We start from the raw sequence: 25,099 nt of genomic DNA, 5'->3' as shown, positions 1-25,099 counted from the left end.
GATTCTAAAATTCTTCCTTTAGTTATTGAAACCCGGTAAGGATTAAATATTTCTTCCTAAGTATCACAACCATTACCTTTAAGTAATTAAAAAAATAGTATATAAAAATCGTTACCACAGATTTCATAAATCAGATACTTTTATTACTCTCTCAAATTAATTATTAATAATGCGAAACCGTAAACATTCGTTTACTTTAAAAATTTCGTATCATCAGATATAAAAAAAGAATATAAAATTTTCAACTCCTTTATTATACTCATTTTTTCAGGAAGGATATCATGTTTAAATAAAAGAATAAAATTATTTAAATATTTAATATTACCATAAATACATACTATAATTATATTTTTTACAAATATTTAAACTTAAATTATTTAAATGAATAATAGTATTTCTAAATAATTTTATTATACTGATTATCAGATATATATATCAATAATAATAAAATAATATAAAATTTTAATTATAAAGCTATAATAATATAAAATAAATTTTTTACATTTGACATTATTCCTACCTGTTAAGTAGGAAATATTTTTAGTGTAGTAATTATTTTAATTTTTCATGAAAAAAAAATTAACTAGTAAGACTTTGGTAGCGGTTATTAGTATCTTTTATTCGTTTCTATCTGCGCAAACCCTTGTTAAAGGAACGGTACAAAATGATAAAAAAGAAAAAATAAAAGGAGCACAAATTAATGTGGAAGAAATAGGTATGGAAACATCAACTGATGATCATGGAAGGTATGAAATCACCCTTCCGAATGGTAAATATAAATTTATTATTACCACGCCCGATCATGATGAAATTTCGGAAATAATACCTATCAATAATGAAAAACAAAAAATTGTTGATTTTATCATAAAAACTTTTACGATTGAGAATGTTGTGGTAACGGGTACACGCTCTAAACCTAGAACATTATTGGAATCCCCTACTCCTGTGGACATTATTGATGTTAAAAAAATAGCAGAAACCGGAGCACAAGTTAGTGTCAATCAAATATTAAATTATGTAGCACCTTCATTTACCTCTACCACTCAATCCTTAGGAGGCGGAACGGATATGACTGATCCCATATCCTTACGAGGTTTAACTCCTGATCAGGTATTAGTTTTAGTAAACGGCAAACGTAGATATAATTCTGCTTTATTGAATGTCAACGGAACTTTTGGTAAGGGTACTGTAGGTACTGACTTAAATTCAATTCCCGTTTCATCAATTGATCGAATCGAAATATTGAGAGACGCAGCTGCTGCTCAATACGGGAGTGATGCCGTAGCGGGAGTGATTAACATTATCCTAAAAACTTCTATTAATAGATTTAGTGCAACAATTACAGGTGGAGAATATATAAGTAAAAATAGCGCTCAAGGTAAAACTTCCAAAGATGGAGAAGCCGTACAGGTGGGTTTAAATTATGGTATTCCATTGAGTGAAAAAGGAGGATATATCAACTTTTCGGCAACATTCGACCGAAGAAACCCGACAAACAGAGGCGGAAAGTATCAAGGTAGTATTTATAAAGAGTATACATCGGGTGCACCTGTAGATAAAACCGATGAATTTTTAGAAACTACGCATACCAATCGTCGCGATTATAGTTTAATTATCGGCCAATCTAAAGCATTAAACGGGCAAGTTGCTTATAATGCTTCTTTACCCTTAAATACTCAAACGGAAGTATATTCTTTTGGAATTTTCGGATATAGAAACAGCACTGCTTCTCAATTTTACAGATATCCAAATTCTGAAAATAATGTACCTTCCATATACCCCTTAGGTTTTAGACCCCAAGCAGAAGTAAGCATTTATGACAGATCTGCCACTCTCGGGGTAAAAGGAATGTTCATAGGATGGAAAATGGAAGTAAGCAATACTTTCGGACAAAACACATTTACTAATAAAGCGAAAAACACGTTAAATGCTTCTTTAGGCGAACAGTCTCCAACCTCCTTCCGTGGGGGAAAATTACAATTTACACAAAACGTGGTCAATGTAGATATGTCTAAAAAATTTAATTGGCTTTCCGAAGTAGGAATAGCATGGGGAGGTGAATACAGATATGAAAGATACCAAATTATTGCCGGCGAAGAAGCTTCTTATGCCAATTATGCTATGGGCAGAGAAATAGTCAATCCCGATGGCAGTATTTCCCTCGTACCCGATATTAATGGTACTATACCTATGAAGTTCGGACCGGACGGTAAAACACCGATACCGGGAGGAGCACAAGGAAATGCAGGATTTTCTCCGCAAAATGCAACGGACTCTCAAAGAAACTCTCTCGCCGCTTATACAGATGTTGAAATCAATTTCAACCAATCATTCCTGGTGGACTTGGCCGGAAGATATGAATATTACAATGATTTCGGATCGACCGTTAACGGTAAAATAGCTCTTCGTTATAAAATTTCCAATTCTTTTAATTTCAGAGGTTCGGGAAGTACCGGATTTCGTGCTCCGTCCTTACAACAACGTTACTATTCCAGTACGGGGACTTCATATGTAAACGGAAATATGTATGAGGTAGGAACTTTTACGAATGACAGTAAAGTAGCTCAACTTATGGGTATACCCAAGCTCAAACCGGAAAAATCCAGGAGTTTGAGTGCGGGACTTTCGGCTAAGGTTGGAAGATTCCATTTCAGCCTTGACGGCTATTTTACTCGAATTAATGATAAAATTGTATATACTGATTTGTTTAGCGGAGATCCCAACGGTTCCTCTTCAGAAAAAGAAATCTATCAAATATTGCAACAAGCAGGAGCTCAAAAAGCTAGATTTTTTGCCAATGCTGTTGACACGGAAACTAAAGGTATAGATGCTGTCCTCTCCTATAATACTCTTTTAGGAAATGGAAAACTGTTTATAGATTTAGCCGGAACGATCTCCTATACACAACAAGTGGGTTCGATTCATACTTCCCGTTTATTAAAAGATAAAAAAGATATATATTTCAGCAACTCAAGTAAAGTGTATTTAGAAAATGTAATTCCTAACCAGAAATTTAACATCTCACTTACTTATGCTATCCAAAAATGGAACTTATTTTTACGAAATAATTATTTTGGAGGCGTAACGGAACCCTCTAATAAACTTTCAAATCAACAATATTATAATCCAAGATGGATTACGGATGTTTCTATAGCCTATAAATTAACAGATTTTTTAAAACTTACCGTAGGAGCAAATAATTTGTTTAATTGCTACCCCGAAAAAGTAGCCAAAAAAGCCAATAGTAATCAAGGACAATTCGTTTATTCTCGATATGTCAGTCAATTTGGTTTTAATGGTCGTTATATTTTTACTCGATTAAATTTTAATCTATAATTATAATAAAACCATGAAAAAAATTATTTTAACCATTAACTTACTTTTCGGATGGTATATATCCGCACAAGTGAATTCGGTTTTAGAGCCCAAAGATTTTTTACAAAAATTAAAAAATTCAAATAGTATATTGATTGATGTCCGCACACCTGAAGAATTTGAAACCGGACATATCAAAAATGCTATCGACTTAGATTACAGAAATGCTTCTTTTAGTGATAAAATTCGTAAGCTGGATACTTCTAAAACATACATGATCTATTGTAGATCAGGAAAACGTTCCGCTTCAACAGTTGACTCTCTAAAAAACTTAGGGTTTACTCATCTATACGACCTTAAAGGGGGAATCAATGCTTGGAAAACTGAAAATCTACCGGTGGTAGGTGAAGCCGAAGACAAAATATCTAAAGAAGAATTTAAAAAAATGATTTCTTCTGATCGCATAGTTTTAATTGATTTTTATGCTCCGTGGTGCGGACCTTGTTTGAAAATGGAACCTATGTTTAAAAATTTAGCTGAAAAATATAGAAACAAAGTGAAAATTATCAAAATTAACAGCGATGAAAATAAAAATTTAGCTAAACCCTATATTAAAGATGGTTTTCCAAAATTAATAGCTTATAAAAACCAAAAAACGCAATGGGAAAAAGTAGGATTGATCGATGAAGAAGATCTTATACAAAGTATTGAAAAATTAATTAATTAAAATCTTACCTATGAAAGAATATTTTCTTATAACTATTTTAATTTTTTCAATGGCAATAGGATCCGGCTGTACTACTGCCGTGATATCCGGTAAAGCCACCCCTGACGGAAGACCTTTATTATATAAAAACAGGGACACTACCACCCTACATAGTCGAATGGTTTATTCCAATCGTGGAAAATATTCTTTTATAGGAATGACTAATCCCGAGGATAAAGACAATAAAAATATACTAAACGGACATAATAGTGCCGGATTTGCTATCATGAATTCTGACAGCTATAACCTCAATTATCCTGAATTGAAAGAGGATCAAAGACAAGATGGAGAAATAATGAGACTTGCACTGGAAACTTGTTCCACTCTTGAAGACTTTGAAAACTTACTTTCTCATCTTCCAAAGCCTTTGCGCTTAAGTTCCAATTTCGGAGTTATTGACGCACACGGTGGTGCTGCTTATTATGAAACAGGAAATCAGGGATTTGTTAAATACGACGCTAATAATCCTGATGTAGCACCCTTTGGATATTTGATTCGTACGAATTATTCTTTTTCAGGCAAACCTGAAAATGGTAAAGGATATAGTAGATTCCTTCGCGCACAGGAATTGTTATATTCGGCTTCTCTTACTAATTCTCTTACTCCGAAATACTTTTTACAAAATGTTTCCAGATCCTTAGTTCATGGTTTGACCAAAGTTGACTTGACCAAATGTCCTGAGCAATTTTCAGCTTTCAGAGATTTTATACCTCGTTATTATACTGCATCCGTGGTAGTTATTCAGGGAGTTAAACCTAATGAAACGCCTTTACTTACTACTGCCTGGACTATTTTAGGTTCTTCGCTGGGCTCTGTTAGCATTCCTTTATGGTTAAATTCCAATCAAATATTTCCCAAAGTTTTAACTGCTGATTCAAACAATTCGACACCAATGGATGAATGGGCCACTACAATAAAAAAGAAATTATTTCCCATACAAAAAGGAGAAGGATCAGATTATATTCATGTTCCTACTTTAGTATCGGTTTATCCTAAACTTATATCGATTGAAAATGAAATATTGGAACAATCGGGCGTACTTCTTAATGAATGGAGAAATGAGGGTAAAATTAATACTAAAGAATTAATTAATTTTTACTCTTGGATTGATAAATACATCCATGATAAATATTATCCGTTAACACGATAAATACCACTTTTTTTCAATTCGGCTGATTATTTTTTATTACACCTGTTTAAATTTTAAAAAATTTCATTGAAAAGTTTCTGCAGGTGTATATTTTTTATTCTTTGGAATCTAATCGATTTATAAGCATAAATAAAGGATATTTTTTCGATTATGGCAAAAAACGTTAAATTTGCTTTCATATCGATATGAAAAATAAACCTACGCATTACGGATTATTATTGGCAGCAATTACTCTTATTTTATTTTTTGCTGTATATTTATACTTTATAGGATTTAATTATTATATAATTAGTATTCAGGTAAATTTTTTTGTTCTTCCTGCTGTTTATACGTTAGCATCGATACTTTTGCTATATAAACTGACTAATTATGAAAAACTTTCTTTTCTAACGTGTTTACAATATTCATTTACGACGATGTTTATAGGAGGTACTCTTTCCTTCCTTTTTATAGCTTTATTTTTCAATTATATAGATCAAGATGCGCAACAACTTTTGCAAAATCAAGGATTAAATAAAATGTTGGAAAATCTTACTTCCGAATATGCATCCATTGAACACCCAACTGAAGAAATTACGTTAAAATATAAGGAATACGTAAACAATATTCAAACAAGAATAACTGAAAAGGAATCTTTTTTCACGATCAAAAATTCCTGCATTATTTTAAGTGTACTATACTTTTTTTACTTTATAATATCCGTACTTTTGTCAATATTTTTTAGAACCAGAAAACCTAATGCAACTATCTATAGTCATTCCCCTGCTCAATGAAGCAGAATCATTGCAAGAATTATTGAATCGCATACAAGCCGTATGTGAAAAAGAAAACTATACTTATGAAATCATTTTCGTAGATGATGGAAGCACCGACTTATCCTGGAAAATCATTTCAGAATTCAGCCAACAATATGCGGAAGTAAAAGGTATTAAATTTGCTAAAAATTACGGAAAATCTCAAGCTTTAAATGCTGCTTTTAAAGTAGTGAAAGGAGAAGTAATCATAACTATGGATGCCGATTTACAAGATTTTCCCGAAGAAATTCCTGCACTTAGGAAAATGATTGTTGAAGATGGATTTGACCTGGTTTCCGGTTGGAAGAAGAAAAGATACGACAATGTTCTAACAAAAAACCTTCCTTCTAAATTATTTAATAAAGCCGCTCAAATAACTTCAGGGGTCAAATTGCATGATTTTAATAATGGGTTAAAAGCTTATAGAAATGAAGTAGCTAAAGCCATCGACGTACACGGCGATATGCATCGTTACATACCTGTATTGGCGAAAAATGAGGGATTTACTAAAATAACTGAAAAGGAAGTACCTCATCAAGCGCGACTATATGGAAAATCAAAATTTGGTGCCAATCGATTCGTACGCGGATTTTTAGATTTAATTACCGTTTGGTTTATGTCCACCTTTGGAACAAGACCTATGCATTTTTTTGGTTTTATTGGTACTTTAATGTTTATTATCGGTTTTATATCCTCCGCTTGGATAGGCATCAATAAATTGATAAAAGTATGGAAAAAAATTCCTGCTCAACTGGTTACTAATGATCCTTTGTTTTACATAGCTTTAACTATGATGATTTTAGGTACTTTGTTATTTATTGCCGGATTTTTAGGAGAATTAATCGTACAATTAAAACGAGGAAAAAAAGATGATTATACGGTTTCACAATATCTAAATATTAATTAACATGAAAAAATTAGTACATTATAGCATTTTATGTATACTATCTATCGTTTTACTTTCTTGTTCTCGTTCTATTAAAGGAGAAGGAGAAGTAACTACCAAGGAACTTAAAATTAGTCCTGTAAAAGAAATTTTAGCTAATGGCTCCTATAGATTGATTTATTTATATGACAGCAATAATCCGAGAATTGTAATAGAATCTTATAAGAACTTGATCGATAACTTAAAAATTGATGATTCCAACGGAAAATTAACTATCTCTGAAATTGATAACGTTAAAGATCCTGATCTCTATAATGTATATGTTTACAATCCTCAGATCGAAACATTTGACATTCATGATCTTGTTAATGTTGACATAAACTCTCAATTACGAGTTTCAAAATTATCCATTAATTTAAATGATGTTTCTAAACTTATAGCCAACACAGTGATTACCGATGAATTGAATGTAAATGTGAGCGATGTTTCCAAGATAAATTTAAAAGGGACGAGTAATACATTACATTTAACTGCCAGTGATACAAGTGACTTTACTGCGCCGTTTTTAGAAGTATCTGAAGCAAATGTTGAGCTTTCCGATGTTGCCACTGCAGAAATAAATGTAAAAAGCAAATTGGTTGGAAGAATATCCGACAATACGAAAATAACCGTAATTGGTAATCCCGCTAAGAACATTCAACAAAAAGATCTCGCGGTTATCAATTTTAAATAATTATAAAATTAACATTATTATTATATGAATTCATTAGAAATTGCAAAAACATGGTTACAACCTCCTTTTGATGAAGAAACTCAAAAGGCTGTACAAAACTTAATTAATTCTAATCCAAAAGAATTGGATGATGCTTTTTATAAAAACCTCGAATTTGGAACGGGAGGAATGCGTGGAATTATGGGTATAGGTACAAATCGGTTGAATAAATATACCTATGGTCAAGCAACCCAAGGTTTGGCTAACTACCTGCATCAGCAATTTCCTGATAAAAAAATTACAGTAGCCATAGCTTTTGACGTGAGACATAACAGCGACACGTTTGCTAAATTGGTAGCTGATGTTCTTACTGCCAATGGTATATATGTTTACTTATATAAAGAATTTCGTCCCACACCGGAACTGTCCTTCACCGTGCGTAATTTAAAATGCGATGCGGGGATTGTATTGACAGCTTCTCATAATCCACCGGAATATAACGGTTATAAAGTATATTGGAATGACGGAGCTCAAATTGTTCCTCCTCATGATTCTGCTATTATAAAAGAAGTTCGTTCGGTTGATTTTGCCGATATTAAATTTGACGGTGATGATTCCAAAATTACCTATTTAGGGGAAGAAGAAGATAAAAAATTTATCCATGCCGCAGTTGAAAATACTTCCTATTTAAAAGGTAAAAAAGACTTAAAAATTGTTTATACTTCCTTACACGGAACTTCCATAAAAATATTGCCTGATGCTTTGGCCGAAGCAGGTTTTGAAAATGTATTTATTGTACCGGAACAAAAAAATCCCGATGGAGATTTTCCTACTGTAAAATCCCCAAATCCGGAAGAACCGGAAGCTTTATCATTAGCTTTAAAATATGCCGAAGAACAAAATGCTGATATCGTATTTGGTACCGACCCCGATGCAGACCGTTTAGGAGTAGCCGTACGCGGTTTAGACGGTAAATTAGTACTTTTAAATGGTAATCAAACCAACACGGTTATTACTGACTATATTTTAGGAAAATGGAAAGAAAACGGTAAAATAGACGGTAAACAATTTATCGGTTCAACTATTGTTACTTCTGACATATTTTTTCCTTTAGCTAAATATTATGGTGTAGAATGTAAAGTAGGTTTAACCGGTTTTAAATGGATTGCCGATTTGATTAGAAAAGCTGAAGGTAAAGAAAAATTTATTTGCGGCGGTGAGGAAAGTTTTGGTTTTATGCCAAGTGACTATGTTCGTGATAAAGATTCCATTTCATCAATTTTAGTTGCTTGTGAAGCGGCTCAGGAAGCTAAAAATGAAGGTAAAACTTTATTTGATAAATTGATTGAAATTTACACCAAAGTAGGATACTATTATGAAGAATTGGTTTCAATCGTTAAAAAAGGTAAAGATGGAGCAGAACAAATCGCGAAAATGATGGAAGAATTTAGAAGTAATCCTCCTAAAGAATTAGTAGATGAAAAAATTGTTAAACTAGATGATTATCAATCTTCCACCTCTTTAAATTTGATTACGGGTGAAAAAACACCAATCGATATTCCAAAATCAAACGTATTAATTTTCTACACAGATAAAGGAACTAAATTAGCTTGTAGACCTTCAGGAACTGAACCGAAAATTAAATTCTATTTCTCAGTGCAAGATACGTTATCTTATAAAGATGAATTTGAAAGCAAACTGAGCCATGCTCAAAATAAAATTCAAAAGATTAAAGAATTTTTAGAAAAATAAAAAATCTAAATAAAAATTCCGATAAGTATTTATCGGAATTTTTTTTGCATTTATATTTTTGATTAAAATGTTTTAAAATAAACCTTCTACAGAAAAATATCTTTCTCCGGTATCGTAATTGAATGTTAAAATTTTAGCATTTGAAGGAAGATTCAATTCTTGTATTTTTTTAGCAACAGCAGCCAAAGAAGCTCCGGTGGATATACCACCTAAAATTCCTTCTTTTTTAGCTAAAAGCTTTGCATAATTAAACGCTTCATCTTTTGTAATTTGTATGGAACCGTCAAGAATTTTTGTATCTAAAGTTTCCGGTATAAATCCTGCACCAATTCCTTGAATTGCATGAGGTCCGGGATTTCCTCCTGCAATTACAGGAGATTCAGTAGGTTCTACAGCAAAGATTTTTACAGAAGGAAATTTTTGTTTTAATACTTCGCCTACTCCGGTTATATGTCCTCCTGTTCCCACTCCGGTAATTAGAACATCTATTCCATCCGGAAAATCCTGAACAATTTCTTTAGCGGTTGTTTGTGCATGTATTTTAGGATTGGCTTGATTTTTAAATTGCTGAGGAACAAATGAATTTGGTGTATTTTTTTGTAACTCTTCCGCTTTTTCAATAGCTCCTTTCATTCCTTTTTCTCTGGGAGTCAATACCAATTCAGCACCATAAGCGGCTGCAAGTCTTCTGCGTTCAATAGACATGGATTCCGGCATAACCAGTATTACTTTATACCCTTTAACAGTTCCAACCCATGCTAATCCCACTCCTGTATTTCCCGAAGTCGGTTCTATAATGGTTCCACCGGGTTTAAGAATTCCTCTTTTTTCAGCATCTTCTATCATTGCTAAAGCAATTCTGTCCTTGATACTCCCTCCGGGGTTTTGTTTTTCTAGTTTAATGTATACTTCATGATCGGGAAATATTTTGGGTAATCTCACATGGGGAGTATTTCCTATGGCTTCTAAAATACTATTTATTTTCATGACGATTTGCTTTTAAATTTTATGGTTATTATAAGTTTTAAATTACGTAATTAATAGGTTCTTTGAAATCCTTCACGGTTTTAATTTTCATTTCTGAAGAATAATACACCAATGTGTAAGGAAGTATGGATTTTGTTATCCATACATTACCTCCAATAATTGAATCATGACCTATAACTGTATCTCCTCCTAAAATGGTAGCTCCTGCATAAATCACTACATTATCTTCAACGGTAGGATGTCTTTTAACTTTAGACAGATTCTTGGTTACATACAAAGCTCCTAAAGTTACTCCCTGATATATTTTAACGTTGTTTCCGATAATGGTTGTTTCTCCAATGACTGTTCCCGTACCATGATCTAAAAAAAAACTCTCTCCTATTTGAGCTCCGGGATGGATATCTATACCTACTTTTGCATGTGCATATTCAGAAAAGATACGAGGTATTATAGGAACCTCCAATCTATGAAATTCATGAGCAATACGATAAGCTGCCAACGCAAAAAAACCGGGATATGCTAATACGACTTCTTCCAATGAATCTGCTGCCGGATCATTCTTATAAAAGGCATTTGCATCCTTATATAGTGCTTCCTGAATCGAAGGAATTTTATCAAAAAAAGTATTTACTATTGATTCTGAGGCCTTAGTATTAATAATTTTGGAAATATTTTCCAATAAGATATTATAAACGGATGTAAGCTCTTGCTCTATTTTACGTCGATTTTTTCTCTCACAGACCGGAAACATTTTGGAAAATAGTATTTTTACTACCTGCTCTAATTCTTTTTTATTTATAGGCAAACAGATTGGATGAAGTTCTAATCGATCAATAAGTTCATTTATTTTCTTTTTCATGACTATTTTTGGATTATAGTTGATTTATGAAAGAGAACCTTAAATAAATCTTTGCTATCCTATTATTGCGATAAACAAATCTATAAAAATATTTTAAAACCTATTTTATTTTTTTTATAATATTTAATTATTGTCAAATAGTAGACCAATATATTTTATAAATAAAATATAAAATAAGATTTAATGTTTAAATATTTATTATTTTATGTTTAAATATTATTTTCTTTACATTTTAATCTCTTTCAATTAAAACTTTATCTAAAATAAAAAAAGGCCTATTTCAATTGAAATAGGCCTTTTTATTTAAAAGATATTGGTATCTTATTTTAATAAGTCTTTCATTTTTTGTTGTTCTTCTCCTGCTAAATATTCATCTACAAGAATCTTTCCGCTGTGTTCATCCAAAATAATTTTTTTTCTGGAAGCAATTTCAACTTGTTTTTGAGGAGGAACGGTAAAGAATGATCCTACTACAGCACCACGATCAATGCTGGTTATAGCTAAACCGTTTTTAGAACTTTTTCTAATACGACGATAGCTATTTAATAATCTTTCGTCAATTTTAGAAGCAAATTCTTCCGATTTTTCCAATAAGAAATTTTCTTCTTTTTCAGTTTCTTTTATCAAATTGGACAATTCGGAATTTTTAAATTTAAGATGTTCTTGGAAATTAGATAATTTGGTACGTTGTTCTTCTATCTGAGTTTTTTTAAACTCAATTTTAGCATTGATTTCTTTTATTTTTTTATTTTGTAATTGAATTTCCAATTCTTGATACTCAATTTCTTTTGTTAATGCTTCAAATTCACGATTGTTACGTACATTATCTTGCTGTACTTTATATTTTTTTATTTGAGCTTCTGAATTTTTGTTTAATTCATTTTTTACTTTAATCTCATTATTCAGATGAACTACTTCATCTTCCATTTTCCCTATTCGTTTCTCCAATCCGGCTATATCGTTTTCTAAATCTTCCACTTCAATAGGTAATTCTCCTCTTAAGTTTCTCAATTCATCCAGGCGGGAATCTATGATTTGTAAATCATATAATGCTCTCAACTTTTCTTCAACAGTAGTATTATCTGCTTTTTTCTTTATCATAGGGTTGATTATAATTATTTTTGGAATTTATGTTTTTATATCTTATTAAAGTTTACAAAGTTACTAAATTTTATAATATGTTTCAATAGCATGAGGTATTTGCTTAACGAACATTCATTGGTTAGTTAAATTATTAATTTATTATTTAATATAGTTTCTTTATATTAAAAATATGCTTAAGGAAAAAAATTAGTCTTTTAGCATCTATTATTTACAATATAGTTGATTAATCTTGTAATATCATATTTTATGATAGATCTAAATTAATTGTCACAATTTTATAAAAAGGAGTTTTAAAACTCAACTATTATTTAAAGTAATAGTTTATCGGATTTGTATTTATTTCAGAGAGTAAAATATCGATATTATTTAATTTTTCACGTAAATAATTATGCAATAAATTTTTAGTGAACTGCTCGCTTTCATAATGTCCGATATCTGCCAGAAGAATTTTTCCTTCTGCTTGGAAAAACTCATGATATTTTATATCTGCCGTCACAAAAACATCTGCTCCGGCATTTAACGCATTTTTTATTGCAAAGCTACCTGCTCCCCCTAGAACTGCTACCTTTTTGACTTGTTTATTTTTTAAATTGGTATGGCGAATACATGAGGTAGGCAAATTTTCTTTAAGATAAGATAAAAATTGTTCTTGAGATAATGAGGTTTCCAATTCTCCTATTCTACCCATTCCTAATTCTTGATTTACATTATCTAAAGTGAAAATTTCATAAGCAATTTCTTCGTAAGGATGAGATCTTCGTAATGCTTCTAAAACGGTTGCTTGTTTAAAATCCTCAAATATTACACTAATCAATACCTCTTGTACTTCTTCAATTACGTTTTTTTTGCCAATAAAAGGATTAGAATTTTCAGTTGGTAAAAATGTACCGGTTCCTTCAACTCTAAAACTGCAATTTTTATAATTCCCTACTTCTCCTGCCCCGGATTTAAATAATGCTTGTTGCACTTGGGTAAAATGTGTCAAAGGAACAAATGTTTGCAGCTTTTTAATGCTTCTAATTTTAGGAATTAACGGTTTACTGTTTTTAATATGTAAACGCTTACATATTTCATAATTAACACCTTCTTTAGCTATATCTAAATTCGTATGAATGGCATAGATTGCTATATCATTTTTGATGGCTTTAATAACTGCTTTTTCAACGTAATTTTTACCGGTAATTGATTTCATACCCGAAAAAATTATGGGATGAAAGGTAACAATCATATTGCAATTTTTTTGAATTGCTTCGTCTACTACTTCATCTAGACAATCCAGGGTTATTAAAATGCTTGATATTTCAGCTTGAAGGTCTCCAACTAATAAACCAACATTATCAAAGTTTTCTGCATTGGACTCAGGCGCCAGTTGTTTTAAAAGTTCTGCAACATCTGCTACTTTCATATTTTAAATAATTTTTCTTATCAAAGATAAGATAAGAAATAAAATAAGCCAAGAATTTAAGCAATAAAAAAACTGTCAGTTAAACTGACAGTTTTTTGTATTGTATTTACTTTTTACAAGTATATTATTCTTCTGCAGCAATTCCATCGGAAACTACATCAAAGGAATAGTCATATTCAACGGTTCTGTGTAAACGAATTTTTGCTGTATATTTTCCTAGTCTTTTAATAGTATTTCCAGGAATTTTAATGTATTTTTTATCTACATTAACTCCGGCTTTTGCTAATGCTTCTGCTAAGTCAGAATTGTTAATAGAACCGAACAATTTATCTCCGGCACCTACTTTTGCAGGAATAGAAACTACTACTTCTTTTAATTTTGCAACGATATCGTTAGCTGCTTTAACTTGAGCTGCTTCTTCTGCTTCTCTTTCTTTTAAAGTAGCTTCTAATGCTGCTTTATTTTTAGGAGTTGCTAATAAAGCAAATCCTTTAGGTATTAAAAAGTTACGAGCATAACCCGGTTTTACGCTAACCACGTCAAACTCTAGTCCTAAATTTTCAACGTCTTGTTTAAGAATTACTTCCATGATCTCTTTTTTTCTTTAAATTAAGGTTTTAATTGATCTCCAACATATGGCAATAATGCTAAATGTCTTGCTCTTTTAATTGCTTGAGATACTTTTCTTTGAAATTTTAAAGATGTTCCGGTAAGTCTTCTTGGAAGGATTTTACCTTGCTCATTTACAAATTTCAATAAGAAATCAGGATCTTTATAATCAACGTATTTTATACCGTATTTTTTAAAACGGCAATATTTTTTTTCTGTCTTAGTCTCAATATCTAATTGACTTAAGAATTTTACTTCACTGACATTTCCTCCTGCTGCCTGTTTTGCTAATTCATCAATTGCCATGTCTTATTTTTTTAATGATTTAACTTTTTCTTCTCTTTTTCTAGCCCATTCTACCCCGTGCTTGTCTAATTTCACAGTTAAGAATCTTAGTACTCTTTCATCTCTCTTGAATGCTAATTCTAATGTATTAACAATTTCTCCGGGAGCTTGAAACTCAATCAGATTGTAAAATCCATTTCTTTTAAGTTGAATTGGATATGCTAATTTTTTTAATCCCCAGTTTTCCTGGTTTACAATAGTTGCATTGTTTTCTTTGAGTAAAGCCTCAAATGATTTAACTGCTTCCTCTACCTGAGAATCAGACAGAACGGGAGTTAAAATGAAAACAGTTTCGTAATGATTCATAGATCAAAATTTTTTAATTATTTTTTTCGAAGTGCAAATATATAGATTTTTATTGGTTTTGCAAAATGAAATCTACATATATGGATCGAAAAAAGTGATACCTATTAGAGTTAGCTAATTTCATAATATTTTCTCAATTGGTTAATTAAACCATATTCAACCTTCTTACTCTATATATAAATAAATTGCCTCTTTAATAAGTTCTTTTTCCACAGAAATATCATAAACTGCTTGTCCTATTTTTTCCAATAAAACAAATTTAATTTCCCGGTTCACATTTTTTTTATCGTTTTGCATGAATGAAAAAATATCATCAAAATAGTCTTTCTTCAGATTTAATTTAGGATACAAGGAGGAAATATATAGCTTAATCTCTTCGTATTCGGGATAAGAAAGAAAGCCTTTTTTCATGGAAATATAACTTTCTACAATCATTCCCATGGCTACCCCTTCTCCATGCAAAATAGGGGTATTATTTTCTAAAAAGAAACTTTCTACTGCATGACCTACGGTATGACCAAAATTTAATATTTTCCTTAATCCTGATTCGGTAAAATCATTTGAAACTACTTTCTTTTTTATTTCAATACTGGATTTTATCAATGGTTCTAAATAATCGGGATTTCTATCATCTAAGCGAATTATTTCTTCCCAGTATTTTTTATCTGCAATTAGTCCGTGCTTAATAATTTCTGCAAAACCGCTTAAAATTTGCTCGGTAGGAAGCGTAGTAAGGAAACCAACATCTACGTGGACTAATTGAGGTAAAACAAAGTTACCTATTTGATTTTTATGACTGCCTAAATCAACGCCCGTTTTTCCTCCAATGGAGGCATCCACCATTGCTAAAAGTGTGGTTGGAATATTTATGAAAGGAATTCCTCTCTTGTAACAGTTTGCTACAAATCCTCCCATATCCGTAAGTACTCCCCCTCCAACATTTATCAGCAAGGCTTTTCTATCTATTTTGAGTTCTGTTAAAGCCTCCCATAAATTTATACATATATATAAATTTTTATTATGTTCTCCTGAATCAATTTCCAAAATTTCAATTTCAGCAGAACTTTCAATTTCAGTAATAATTTTCGGGTAGCATAGCTCATGCGTATTTTCATCCACCAAAAAAACTATTTTGGAAGGTTGATAGCTTTGAATATACTTATTGATTTCTTTGATTCCTTCAACTCCGTAATATATAGGATTTATAAAATTCATAACTCGTTATGATTAGCTTATTAGTTAGTCATTTCTTCGATTATTTCCTAAAAATATCATGACGAAATAAATTAATTGAGCTAAAGACCCGGCAGCTGATACTAAATAAGTTCTTGCTGCCCATTTCAAAGCATCTTTACATTCATCATATTCACCGGGTTGAACGACATGATTATTTTCTAACCACTTTAATGCTCTGTTACTGGCATCATATTCTACCGGTAAGGTGATAAATGCAAAAAGGGTAGTTATGGCAAATAAACCTATTCCAACCCCTAATACAATCGTATTTCCTGAAAACACCATAATAGCTAACCCTGCTAATAATACCCATTGTAGAAATTTAGAACTAATACTAACTATGGGAACTAATTGGGAACGTAATTGTAACATGGAATATCCAACGGCATGCTGTACGGCATGTCCGCATTCATGAGCAGCAACCGCTGCTGCGGCTGTAGACCGCTGGTTATAAACACCTTCAGATAAATTGACAGTTTTATTTACCGGATTGTAATGATCTGTTAACATTCCGGGAGTTGATGTAACTTTAACATCGGTTATTCCATTATCTCGTAACATCTTTTCTGCAATTTCTTTTCCGCTCAACCCATTGGATAACCTTGTTTTGGAGTATTTTTCAAATTTTGATTTTAATTGTCCTTGAACAATCGTACTTACTATGAAAATAATTGCTGTTATTAATAAATAAATGGGATCGTTTACCATAATTGTTTAAATTCTTTATAGACTTATTAATATTGTAAATTTTAAAATTAATTTATACTAAGTATATTTGCTAAAATTATAACTTTTTAGTTGTAAAACCAAAAAGACTTGTAAATCTAACAGTACATGAACAAAATTAGTATTAACGAGGTTATTACGAAATCAGATTTAAAAAATTTTGTAAAATTTCCAACTAAACTCTATAAGAATAATCCTTATTATGTACCAGCGCTAATTTCTGAAGAAATGGCAATTTTCGACGAAACTAAAAATCCTGTTTTTGAATTTTCAACATGTAAAAAATTTCTTGCCTACAGGGATAATGAAATCGTTGGAAGAATTGCTTTGATTATCAATAAAAATGAGGAAAAATTTTCCGGAATAAAGAAACTACGATTCGGTTGGTTTGATGTTATAGATGATCTTGAAGTTACCAAAAGACTTTTAGATAAAGCTTATGAAATGGCTGAGGAAAAGGGTATTCAACGAGTTGAAGGACCGGTTGGTTTTACTAATCTTGATAAGGCGGGATTTTTAAGTAAAGGATATGATAAATTAGCAACTATGATTGGTATTTATAATTTTCCTTATTATCATGATCATTTTAAAAAATTAGGTTTTACTGAAGCTAATGAATGGGTTGAATTTTACATTGAAGTTGTTAAAGAATTACCGGATAAAGTTATTCGGTTCTCCGACTTATTAAAGCAAAAATATAAATTAAAATCTTTACAGTTTAAAACGAAAAATGAATTAATTGAGCGAGCGGATGAAATTTTTAAATTGTTAGAAGATACGTATAAGGTTTTACCTACTTATGTTCCCTTTTCAGATAAGCAAATACAATATTATAAGGAAAAATACATTCCATTTATAAACAAGGATTATGTAATCTGTATTGCAGATGAAAGTAATAATTTAGTGGGTTTTGCCATAACCATGCCTTCCTATTCCGTAGCCTTACAAAAAGCGAAAGGGAAATTATTTCCCTTCGGATGGTATCATTTGCTTAGAGCTTCCAAAAATAATGAATGGGCTAATTTTTATTTGATAGGCATCCATCCCGATTATCAAAAGAAAGGAATTACTGCCATTGTTTTGAAAGAATTCTTTGATTTATTTAACAATAAAGGAGTTAAATATTTGGAAACTAATCCTGAATTAGCAGATAATAAAAGTATTCAATTATTATGGAAAGATTATAATCCTATTAATCATAAAAGGAGGAAAACATATTATAAGGAAATATAATATTTTCAATTTATTTGAAATTTTACCAAAGGTAATTCTGAATTATAATAATTATGAAAGATTATTAACGTTTACGGATCAATTAAGCTCGTAATATATCTTTATTTTTTTTGGGATAAATAGTTTTCGGATTATATACTGATACAAAATATTAATATAGTAGATGAGATTATAAAATAAAAAAACAGTTCGAAACGTACGCTTCGAACTGTAAATTATACTTAAAAATATTTGACAATTATTCTGCCTTAATATCATTTACAATACTGGCATGTAGAAATTCTCTGTTCATTCTGGCTATATTTTCAAGAGAAATTCCTTTAGGACACTCAACCTCACAAGCACCTGTATTGGTACAGTTACCAAATCCTTCTTCATCCATTTTTCTAACCATATTTAATACCCTGCGGGTAGCTTCTATTTTACCTTGAGGTAATAATGCATATTGAGAAACTTTAGCAGAAACAAACAACATGGCTGATCCATTTTTACAAGTAGCCACACAAGCTCCACAACCAATGCAAGCGGCTGCAGCAAATGCTTTATCTGCTTTTTCTTTTTCAATTGGTATCGCATTAGCATCAATTGTATTTCCTGAAGTATTCACAGAAACAAATCCTCCGGCATGTTGAATTCTGTCAAATGCAGTTCTATCAACAATTAGATCCTTAATTACAGGAAAAGCTGCTGATCTCCAAGGTTCAATAACAATAGTGTCACCATCATTAAACATTCTCATGTGTAATTGACAAGTGGTTATTCCTCGATCCGGACCATGAGCCCTTCCATTTATATATAGTGAACACATTCCGCATATTCCTTCACGACAATCATGATCGAAAGCAACGGGTTCTTTATCTTGTTCCACTAATTGCTCATTTAGCATATCTAACATTTCTAAAAATGAACTTTCAGTAGATACTCCTTCTAATTTATATTCTTCAAATTTTCCTTTTTGTCCCCTACCTGCTTGTTTCCAAACTTTTAGTGTTAGGTTTAATAATTTTCCTGCCATTTTTTTATTTTTATTTACAGGTTATTTATAATTTCTTGCTGCTATTTTAATGTATTTGTAATTTAGATCTTCCTTATGCAGAATTTCTTTATTTAAATCTTCACCATTATACTCCCAAACGGCTACATAAGAATATTCTTCATCATTACGCAGCGTTTCACCGTCTTCTGTTTGGTATTCAATTCGGAAATGTCCTCCGCATGATTCATTTCTATTTAATGCATCCATGGCCATTAATTGACCTAATTCTAGGAAATCTGCCACTCTACCCGCTTTTTCAAGTTCCATATTAATTGTATTATCGGAACCCGGTACTTTAACATCTCTCCAAAATTCTTTTCTGATTTCTTCTATTTCAGAGATTGCTTCTTTCAATCCTTTTTCATCCCGAGCCATACCTACTTTGTTCCACATGACACGACCTAATTTTTTATGAAAATAATCAACGGTTTTAGTTCCTTTATTGGTTAGAAAATGTTGAATTCTATCTTTGACTTGTTTTTCAGCTTCTACGAATTCCGGTAAGTCTGTTGATATCGGTCCGGTACGTATATCATCGGCTAAATAGTCAGCAATAGTGTACGGCAAAACAAAATACCCATCGGCTAACCCTTGCATTAAGGCTGACGCTCCTAAGCGGTTAGCTCCATGATCAGAGAAATTAGCTTCACCCGTTACAAAACAACCCGGAATGGTACTCATTAGGTTATAATCAACCCAAATTCCTCCCATAGTATAGTGCACTGCAGGATATATTTTCATTGGAGTTTCGTATGGATTATCACCTGTAATTTTTTCATACATGGTAAATAAGTTTCCATATTTTTCTTCAACTACTTTTTTTCCTAATTTAATAATTTCTTCTTGTGATGGATTGTGAATATCCAGCTCATTTGCTTTTTCTTTACCGTATTTTACAAAAGATGAAGAAAAATCCAAATAAACTCCTTCTCCTGTAGCATTATTTTCGATTCCGTATCCTGCATCACATCGTTCTTTTGCTGCACGTGAAGCCACATCTCTTGGAACTAAATTTCCAAAAGCCGGATATCTTCTTTCCAAATAGTAATCCCTGTCTTCTTCAGCTATTTCAGTAGGTTTCAATTTTCCTGCACGTATAGCTTGTGAATCTTCAATTTTTTTAGGTACCCAAATTCGCCCGTCATTTCTTAAAGATTCTGACATTAAGGTTAATTTGGATTGTTGATCTCCATGAACCGGAATACAAGTCGGGTGAATTTGTGTAAAACAAGGATTACCAAAGGCTGCCCCTTTTTTATGTATTTTCCAAACTGCTGTTCCATTCGATCCCATCGCGTTGGTTGATAAGAAAAATACATTTCCATATCCTCCTGAACCAATAACAACCGCATGAGCAGAGTGTCTTTGTATTTCTCCGGTTACAAGATCTCTGGCTATAATTCCACGAGCTTTTCCATCAACCACAACCAGATCGAGCATTTCATGTCTATTAAACATTTGTAAACGCCCTTTACCTATTTGTCTGTTCATTGCGGAATATGCACCTAGTAATAATTGTTGTCCGGTTTGTCCTGCTGCATAAAAGGTTCTTTGTACCTGTGTACCTCCGAATGATCGGTTATCTAATAATCCTCCGTATTCTCTTGCAAAAGGTACTCCTTGTGCCACACATTGGTCAATGATTGAATTGGAAACTTCAGCTAGTCTGTATACGTTTGCTTCTCTCGCTCTGTAATCTCCTCCTTTAATTGTATCATAAAATAATCTGTAAACGCTGTCGCCATCATTTTGATAATTTTTAGCTGCATTGATCCCTCCTTGAGCTGCAATGGAGTGAGCACGTCGCGGAGAATCTTGATAACAGAAAGCTTTTACATTATACCCCATCTCTGCTAACGATGCTGCTGCTGCACCTCCCGCTAATCCTGTACCTATTACAATTATATCTATTTTTCCTCGGTTATTGGGCGCAACCAAACGCATATGATCTTTATGATTTTTCCATTTTTCATGGATATCTCCTTCCGGTATTTTTGATTCTAATTTTATACCCATAATAGTATTTTCTTAAAATATTTTAAATTAAACCATTGCCTTTGAAGTAAAAATAAATTGCAATTGCGGCAAATCCAACTGCGATAAATATAAAATATGCTTTTCCCAGTATTTTAATAACAGGAGTATAAATTTTATGATTAAATCCTACTGACTGGAAAGAAGATGCAAATCCGTGACTTAAATGCATACCTAAAAATATAAAAGCCAAGACGTATATTAAGGTATATACCGGACTTTTAAATAATTCTGTCACTAATAAATAATCATCTCCTACCGTACCGAATTTAATGGGAACAAAATAATTATAAAGGTGTAATAATAAAAATATTAAAATTAACAACCCTGTATAAATCATAGTTCTTGAATTAAAAGGAGTGTTTGCTGAAAACTGATTTACGGCATAACGTTCTTTTCCTCTTGCTTTTTGATTTCTGGAGGTTAATATAATTCCTAAGAAGATGTGATAGATAAAGCCAAAAGCCAGTACATATTGCATGATCTGGATTAAGGGATTAGTTGCCATAAAATGTGACGCCTGATTAAAAATCACTTCTTCTTTAGGCAATAATTTTCCTTCATTATCTGTATTACCTGCAAATAGAGTTAAATTTATTCCTAAATGCACCAGTAAAAAAATCATGAGAAAAAAGCCTGTTAAAGCCATCATAAACTTTCTTCCTATGGAGGAAGAGTAAAATCTTGTCATAATACTTTAATGTTTAATTTTGGAATACAAATTTAAAAAACGTCTAACCCTGTGTGTTATGACTTATATCACCTTTCGTTCTTTTAGAATGCATCTAAATAATTTATTTCATCCGTATATAATTGTATATAAAAACAAAAAAACTATCTCTTTCTAAAAGAGATAGTTTTACTATTATTGTAAATAATTATAAAATTATTGTGGCAATCTGAATGCTACGGGTACTCTAAAATAAGATCTTACCGGTTGATTATTTACTTTGGCCGGAGTCCACATTTTACTGGTTTTCTTAATAGCTGCAATAGCTACTTCATCTAACCCGTCACCCAATTTTTTACCGGCAACCTGAACATCGGTTACGCTACCGTCTTTTTCTACCACGAAACGTACGGTTATTTTCCCTTCAGTTCCATTATCTATTGCTCGATCTGTATATTCCATATAACGGGCAATAAATTTACTTACTTCTTTCAATCCTCCTCCTTTAAATTCGGCTTCTTGATCTACTTGAGTAAATACTTTGTTAGGATCTGCTGGAGGGATTGGCGGTGGTGGTGCCGGAGGTACATCATTTTTAGGTCCATGAGATATGGCTGCATCTGTTGTATTTTTTCCCTCTTTATCTTCTAATCCAATTGCCTTGTCTTTGGTATCTTGAACTTTAGGAACGGTTTCTTCTTTAACCACAACCTTTTTAGGTTCAGGGATAACCATTTTTACTTGAGCCACTTCATCTTGCTGTACGGGTGGTGGCGGTGGCGGTTCATCTTTAGGTTCAAAGATTTCTTCTTTTTCCTCTTCAGGAGTTTGTATATCCGTTAATTCAATATTTACCGCCTTTTGTACTTCTCCGCTGTTAGCTTGCCATCTGTTATAAAAATATAATAACAAAACGAATGCAATAAAGATAGCCGTTCCTATAATAAATGCTCTTGTCAGATATTTTCTTTCTGTATTTCTTATCCAATAGGCTCCATAGTCTTTATTTTTATGTTCAAAAACTATGTCGTCTAAGGACTTCATATTATTTTCTGCCATTCTTTTAATTTTTCGTTAGTTATTAACTTTTTCTTTATATACTGCTTTTTCTTTTGAAGAAAGCTCTTTAATTCCGTATCGATCAGAATTAGTAATTTCCATTTCATCTAATATATCCACCAAGTTCTTATAACTTGAATCATCGGTAGGTTTTATAATCACAGTGAATTTATTTTGATCTGCTTGTTTCTGAGCTCGTAATATTTCTTTACGTATTCCTTCTTTTGAATAGTCGGATTCCATCAGAGTGGAAGCATTTAAATCCTGTTGTTCCTGTTGATGCCAATATATTTTATCGTCTTTTCCTAAAATTATAGTTAACGAATTCTTTGTTTTAATTTCAGGAATATTAGAAGGGGGGATTTCAACCTTGGGTGGCATGTTTAAATGCATGATATTCGGTTTACTGAATGTGGTTGTAAACATGAAAAATGTAATTAAAAGGAAACCTAAATCACACATCGGTGCCATATCCACATTAAGGTTCATTTTTTTAGCCCTTACCTTTCCATCCCCTTTTCCACTATTACTTGTATCTACGCCTGCTGACATATTTTTCTTTTTCGTTAATGGGTTAATTTAATTACATTATTCCGGTTTACTTTCGGCTGACGTAATTAATTGAAATTTATTCATATTCTTCTCCTGTAATCTAGATAAAAGATTTTTAAATACAGGATATTGCGTATTAACATCACCTTTGATCCCTAAGTCTAATGAATCGCCATTTTTCTTAGCTATTTCTCTAGCTTCAAAAACCCAATCGGTAATTTCAGGTTTTGCACTGTCTGCAGGTATTCCCTGAACTTTTACAGATTCTCTTTGTCCTTCCGGAATATTTAAATATTGCTTAAGACCGGTTATTGATACCCCGAAATCCGTTAATTTTTTAAATTCGCTTTTTTCTCTATCCGTAAAATTGATGCCATACTTCTTTCCCATTGCATCGAGCAATTGAACTTTGTATTTTTCCTCATCCATTGAGAAATAGTATTTTCCATCTGAAGTTATAGATATCTTCATCATTCCATGATCTCTGACTTTAATTTGAGATATAGATGAAGGCGGATCAATGGTTACCGTTTCTTTAGGCTTAAATTGTGTTGTCAAGATAAAGAACGTTAACAGCAACCACGCCAAATCACTCATTGGCGTCATATCTATGTGTATCCCGTGTCTTTTTGGTTTAACTCTTGCCATATTATTTTTTAAGTTTTTAAAATAATTTTTAATCTTATCTTTTTAATTTTCTTTACTCTTTAAAGAAAATTAGAAACTTAATTAATGGTGAGCAGAAAAAGACTGTTGAATACTTAAACCTATTTCATCAATTTTGAAAGTTAAAGTATCTATTCTTGATGTAAAATAGTTATAAGCAATTATAGCAAGTGCTGAAGTACCAATACCTAATGCAGTATTTACTAAGGCTTCAGATATACCTACTGATAAAGCAGCTGCATCCGGAGACCCACCTCCTTCACCTAATGCAAAGAATGCTTTGATCATACCGATTACGGTTCCCATTAAGGCAACTAATGTACCGATTGATGCTATTGTTGCTAAAATAGTCATATTTTTCTCAAGCATTGGCATTTCCAATGAGGTAGCTTCTTCTAATGTTTTGTTTAATGAAACTAATTTTTGTTCTTTATCTAAAGTTGTATCATTAGCTAATGCTCTATATGAAATTAACCCTTCTTTTACTACATTTCCTATAGAACCTTTTTGTTTATCACATAATGAAATGGCATTATTGATATCGTTTTTATCTAATAATACACGGATATCATTTACAAATTTTTTTAAGCTGTCTGTTCCTTCCGCTTTTCCAATGATAAAAAATCTTTCAATTGAAAATACGATAACCATAAGTAAAAAGGAAATCAAAAAAGGAACAATCACACCCCCTTTATGGATAATACCCATAAATGTTTTAGGGTCGCTATCGGTAGTATCACCTTTAAAATTTGAAGGTGCACCTAGTACAAAGTGATAAATGCATTCTCCTATAGCTATTAAAATAATGATCGTAATAAAAGGATTTAATCCTCCTACTCTAGTCTTTGAATTTGTTTGGGTTAATTGTTGTTTTTCCATCTGATATATAAATTAATT

24 protein-coding genes are annotated in these 25,099 nt (G+C 31.8%); 8 read left to right on the top strand and 16 right to left on the bottom strand.

Annotated features, from left to right (window positions below; all coding sequences use genetic code 11):
- Window positions 1-567: 567 nt before the first annotated feature.
- The 7 genes from GFV01_RS04160 to GFV01_RS04130 all read left to right on the top strand — a co-directional run bounded on the left by GFV01_RS04160 (window position 568) and on the right by GFV01_RS04130 (window position 9,375).
- Entirely contained in the window at window positions 568-3,336 is a 2,769-nt protein-coding gene (locus GFV01_RS04160; protein ID WP_160565047.1) for a TonB-dependent receptor, read from the top strand.
- Window positions 3,337-3,349: 13 nt separating this feature from the next.
- A complete protein-coding gene (locus GFV01_RS04155) occupies window positions 3,350-4,042 on the top strand; it encodes a thioredoxin domain-containing protein (RefSeq protein ID WP_160565045.1) in 693 nt (230 codons plus the stop codon).
- Between the two features lie 10 nt (window positions 4,043-4,052).
- Window positions 4,053-5,231 carry a carcinine hydrolase/isopenicillin-N N-acyltransferase family protein gene (locus GFV01_RS04150; RefSeq protein WP_160565043.1) on the top strand — a complete coding sequence of 393 codons (1,179 nt, stop codon included), beginning with the start codon at window positions 4,053-4,055 and terminating at the stop codon, window positions 5,229-5,231.
- Between the two features lie 185 nt (window positions 5,232-5,416).
- Window positions 5,417-6,004: a DUF4199 domain-containing protein gene (locus GFV01_RS04145; RefSeq protein ID WP_160565041.1), complete on the top strand. Its 588-nt coding sequence runs from the start codon at window positions 5,417-5,419 to the stop codon at window positions 6,002-6,004.
- The gene (locus GFV01_RS04140) at window positions 5,970-6,932 is read left to right on the top strand and encodes a glycosyltransferase family 2 protein (RefSeq protein WP_160543233.1); all 963 of its coding nucleotides are present in this window, start codon (window positions 5,970-5,972) and stop codon (window positions 6,930-6,932) included. Before GFV01_RS04145 ends, GFV01_RS04140 begins: the two co-directional genes overlap by 35 nt.
- 1 nt (window position 6,933) lies before the next feature.
- Window positions 6,934-7,644, top strand: coding sequence for a GIN domain-containing protein (locus GFV01_RS04135; protein ID WP_160556702.1), 711 nt, complete (start codon window positions 6,934-6,936; stop codon window positions 7,642-7,644).
- Window positions 7,645-7,668: 24 nt separating this feature from the next.
- A complete protein-coding gene (locus GFV01_RS04130; protein ID WP_160565039.1) occupies window positions 7,669-9,375 on the top strand; it encodes a phospho-sugar mutase in 1,707 nt (568 codons plus the stop codon).
- A gap of 72 nt (window positions 9,376-9,447) precedes the next feature.
- Here GFV01_RS04130 and cysK read toward each other — a convergent pair whose 3' ends face one another.
- From cysK to GFV01_RS04085, 9 genes are all read right to left on the bottom strand, one after another.
- A complete protein-coding gene (cysK, locus tag GFV01_RS04125) occupies window positions 9,448-10,362 on the bottom strand; it encodes a cysteine synthase A (RefSeq protein WP_160565037.1) in 915 nt (304 codons plus the stop codon).
- Window positions 10,363-10,399: 37 nt separating this feature from the next.
- On the bottom strand, window positions 10,400-11,221 hold the full coding sequence (gene epsC, locus GFV01_RS04120; RefSeq protein WP_160565035.1) for a serine O-acetyltransferase EpsC: 822 nt from the start codon (window positions 11,219-11,221) through the stop codon (window positions 10,400-10,402).
- A 321-nt stretch (window positions 11,222-11,542) separates the two neighbouring features.
- On the bottom strand, window positions 11,543-12,319 hold the full coding sequence (locus GFV01_RS04115; protein ID WP_105298147.1) for a zinc ribbon domain-containing protein: 777 nt from the start codon (window positions 12,317-12,319) through the stop codon (window positions 11,543-11,545).
- Window positions 12,320-12,629: 310 nt separating this feature from the next.
- Window positions 12,630-13,730 carry a Nif3-like dinuclear metal center hexameric protein gene (locus tag GFV01_RS04110; protein WP_160565033.1) on the bottom strand — a complete coding sequence of 367 codons (1,101 nt, stop codon included), beginning with the start codon at window positions 13,728-13,730 and terminating at the stop codon, window positions 12,630-12,632.
- Window positions 13,731-13,854: 124 nt separating this feature from the next.
- Window positions 13,855-14,319 (bottom strand): 50S ribosomal protein L9, encoded by a 465-nt coding sequence (gene rplI / locus GFV01_RS04105; RefSeq protein WP_160556706.1) that lies wholly within the window; start codon window positions 14,317-14,319, stop codon window positions 13,855-13,857.
- Window positions 14,320-14,339: 20 nt separating this feature from the next.
- A complete protein-coding gene (gene rpsR / locus GFV01_RS04100; RefSeq protein ID WP_055425972.1) occupies window positions 14,340-14,645 on the bottom strand; it encodes a 30S ribosomal protein S18 in 306 nt (101 codons plus the stop codon).
- Window positions 14,646-14,648: 3 nt separating this feature from the next.
- Complete coding sequence (gene rpsF / locus GFV01_RS04095) at window positions 14,649-14,990, bottom strand: 30S ribosomal protein S6 (protein WP_105297735.1); 342 nt, start codon at window positions 14,988-14,990, stop codon at window positions 14,649-14,651.
- Window positions 14,991-15,155: 165 nt separating this feature from the next.
- On the bottom strand, window positions 15,156-16,205 hold the full coding sequence (aroB, locus tag GFV01_RS04090; protein ID WP_160565031.1) for a 3-dehydroquinate synthase: 1,050 nt from the start codon (window positions 16,203-16,205) through the stop codon (window positions 15,156-15,158).
- Between the two features lie 24 nt (window positions 16,206-16,229).
- On the bottom strand, window positions 16,230-16,934 hold the full coding sequence (locus GFV01_RS04085) for a zinc metallopeptidase (protein ID WP_105297737.1): 705 nt from the start codon (window positions 16,932-16,934) through the stop codon (window positions 16,230-16,232).
- A gap of 126 nt (window positions 16,935-17,060) precedes the next feature.
- On the opposite strand from GFV01_RS04085, the gene GFV01_RS04080 reads away from it, so the two are divergent.
- Window positions 17,061-18,185: a GNAT family N-acetyltransferase gene (locus tag GFV01_RS04080; protein WP_160565028.1), complete on the top strand. Its 1,125-nt coding sequence runs from the start codon at window positions 17,061-17,063 to the stop codon at window positions 18,183-18,185.
- Between the two features lie 238 nt (window positions 18,186-18,423).
- Here the strand turns inward: GFV01_RS04080 and GFV01_RS04075 are convergent, their stop codons facing one another.
- The 7 genes from GFV01_RS04075 to GFV01_RS04045 all read right to left on the bottom strand — a co-directional run bounded on the left by GFV01_RS04075 (window position 18,424) and on the right by GFV01_RS04045 (window position 25,081).
- Window positions 18,424-19,200, bottom strand: coding sequence for a succinate dehydrogenase/fumarate reductase iron-sulfur subunit (locus tag GFV01_RS04075; protein WP_105297739.1), 777 nt, complete (start codon window positions 19,198-19,200; stop codon window positions 18,424-18,426).
- A gap of 21 nt (window positions 19,201-19,221) precedes the next feature.
- Window positions 19,222-21,237 (bottom strand): fumarate reductase/succinate dehydrogenase flavoprotein subunit, encoded by a 2,016-nt coding sequence (locus tag GFV01_RS04070; RefSeq protein ID WP_160543225.1) that lies wholly within the window; start codon window positions 21,235-21,237, stop codon window positions 19,222-19,224.
- A 22-nt stretch (window positions 21,238-21,259) separates the two neighbouring features.
- Window positions 21,260-21,946, bottom strand: coding sequence for a succinate dehydrogenase cytochrome b subunit (locus GFV01_RS04065; protein WP_160565026.1), 687 nt, complete (start codon window positions 21,944-21,946; stop codon window positions 21,260-21,262).
- Between the two features lie 195 nt (window positions 21,947-22,141).
- Complete coding sequence (locus GFV01_RS04060; RefSeq protein WP_160543223.1) at window positions 22,142-22,984, bottom strand: energy transducer TonB; 843 nt, start codon at window positions 22,982-22,984, stop codon at window positions 22,142-22,144.
- A gap of 15 nt (window positions 22,985-22,999) precedes the next feature.
- The gene (locus GFV01_RS04055; protein ID WP_160543222.1) at window positions 23,000-23,536 is read right to left on the bottom strand and encodes a biopolymer transporter ExbD; all 537 of its coding nucleotides are present in this window, start codon (window positions 23,534-23,536) and stop codon (window positions 23,000-23,002) included.
- A gap of 36 nt (window positions 23,537-23,572) precedes the next feature.
- Window positions 23,573-24,184: a biopolymer transporter ExbD gene (locus GFV01_RS04050; RefSeq protein WP_105297743.1), complete on the bottom strand. Its 612-nt coding sequence runs from the start codon at window positions 24,182-24,184 to the stop codon at window positions 23,573-23,575.
- Between the two features lie 81 nt (window positions 24,185-24,265).
- The gene (locus tag GFV01_RS04045; RefSeq protein WP_160565024.1) at window positions 24,266-25,081 is read right to left on the bottom strand and encodes a MotA/TolQ/ExbB proton channel family protein; all 816 of its coding nucleotides are present in this window, start codon (window positions 25,079-25,081) and stop codon (window positions 24,266-24,268) included.
- Window positions 25,082-25,099: the final 18 nt, after the last annotated feature.

The organism is Apibacter sp. B2912, from assembly GCF_009827835.1.
In the GTDB taxonomy this organism is placed as follows: domain Bacteria; phylum Bacteroidota; class Bacteroidia; order Flavobacteriales; family Weeksellaceae; genus Apibacter.
The sequence above is the reverse complement of the archived record's forward strand: the minus strand, read 5'-3'. Positions and strand labels throughout refer to the sequence as shown.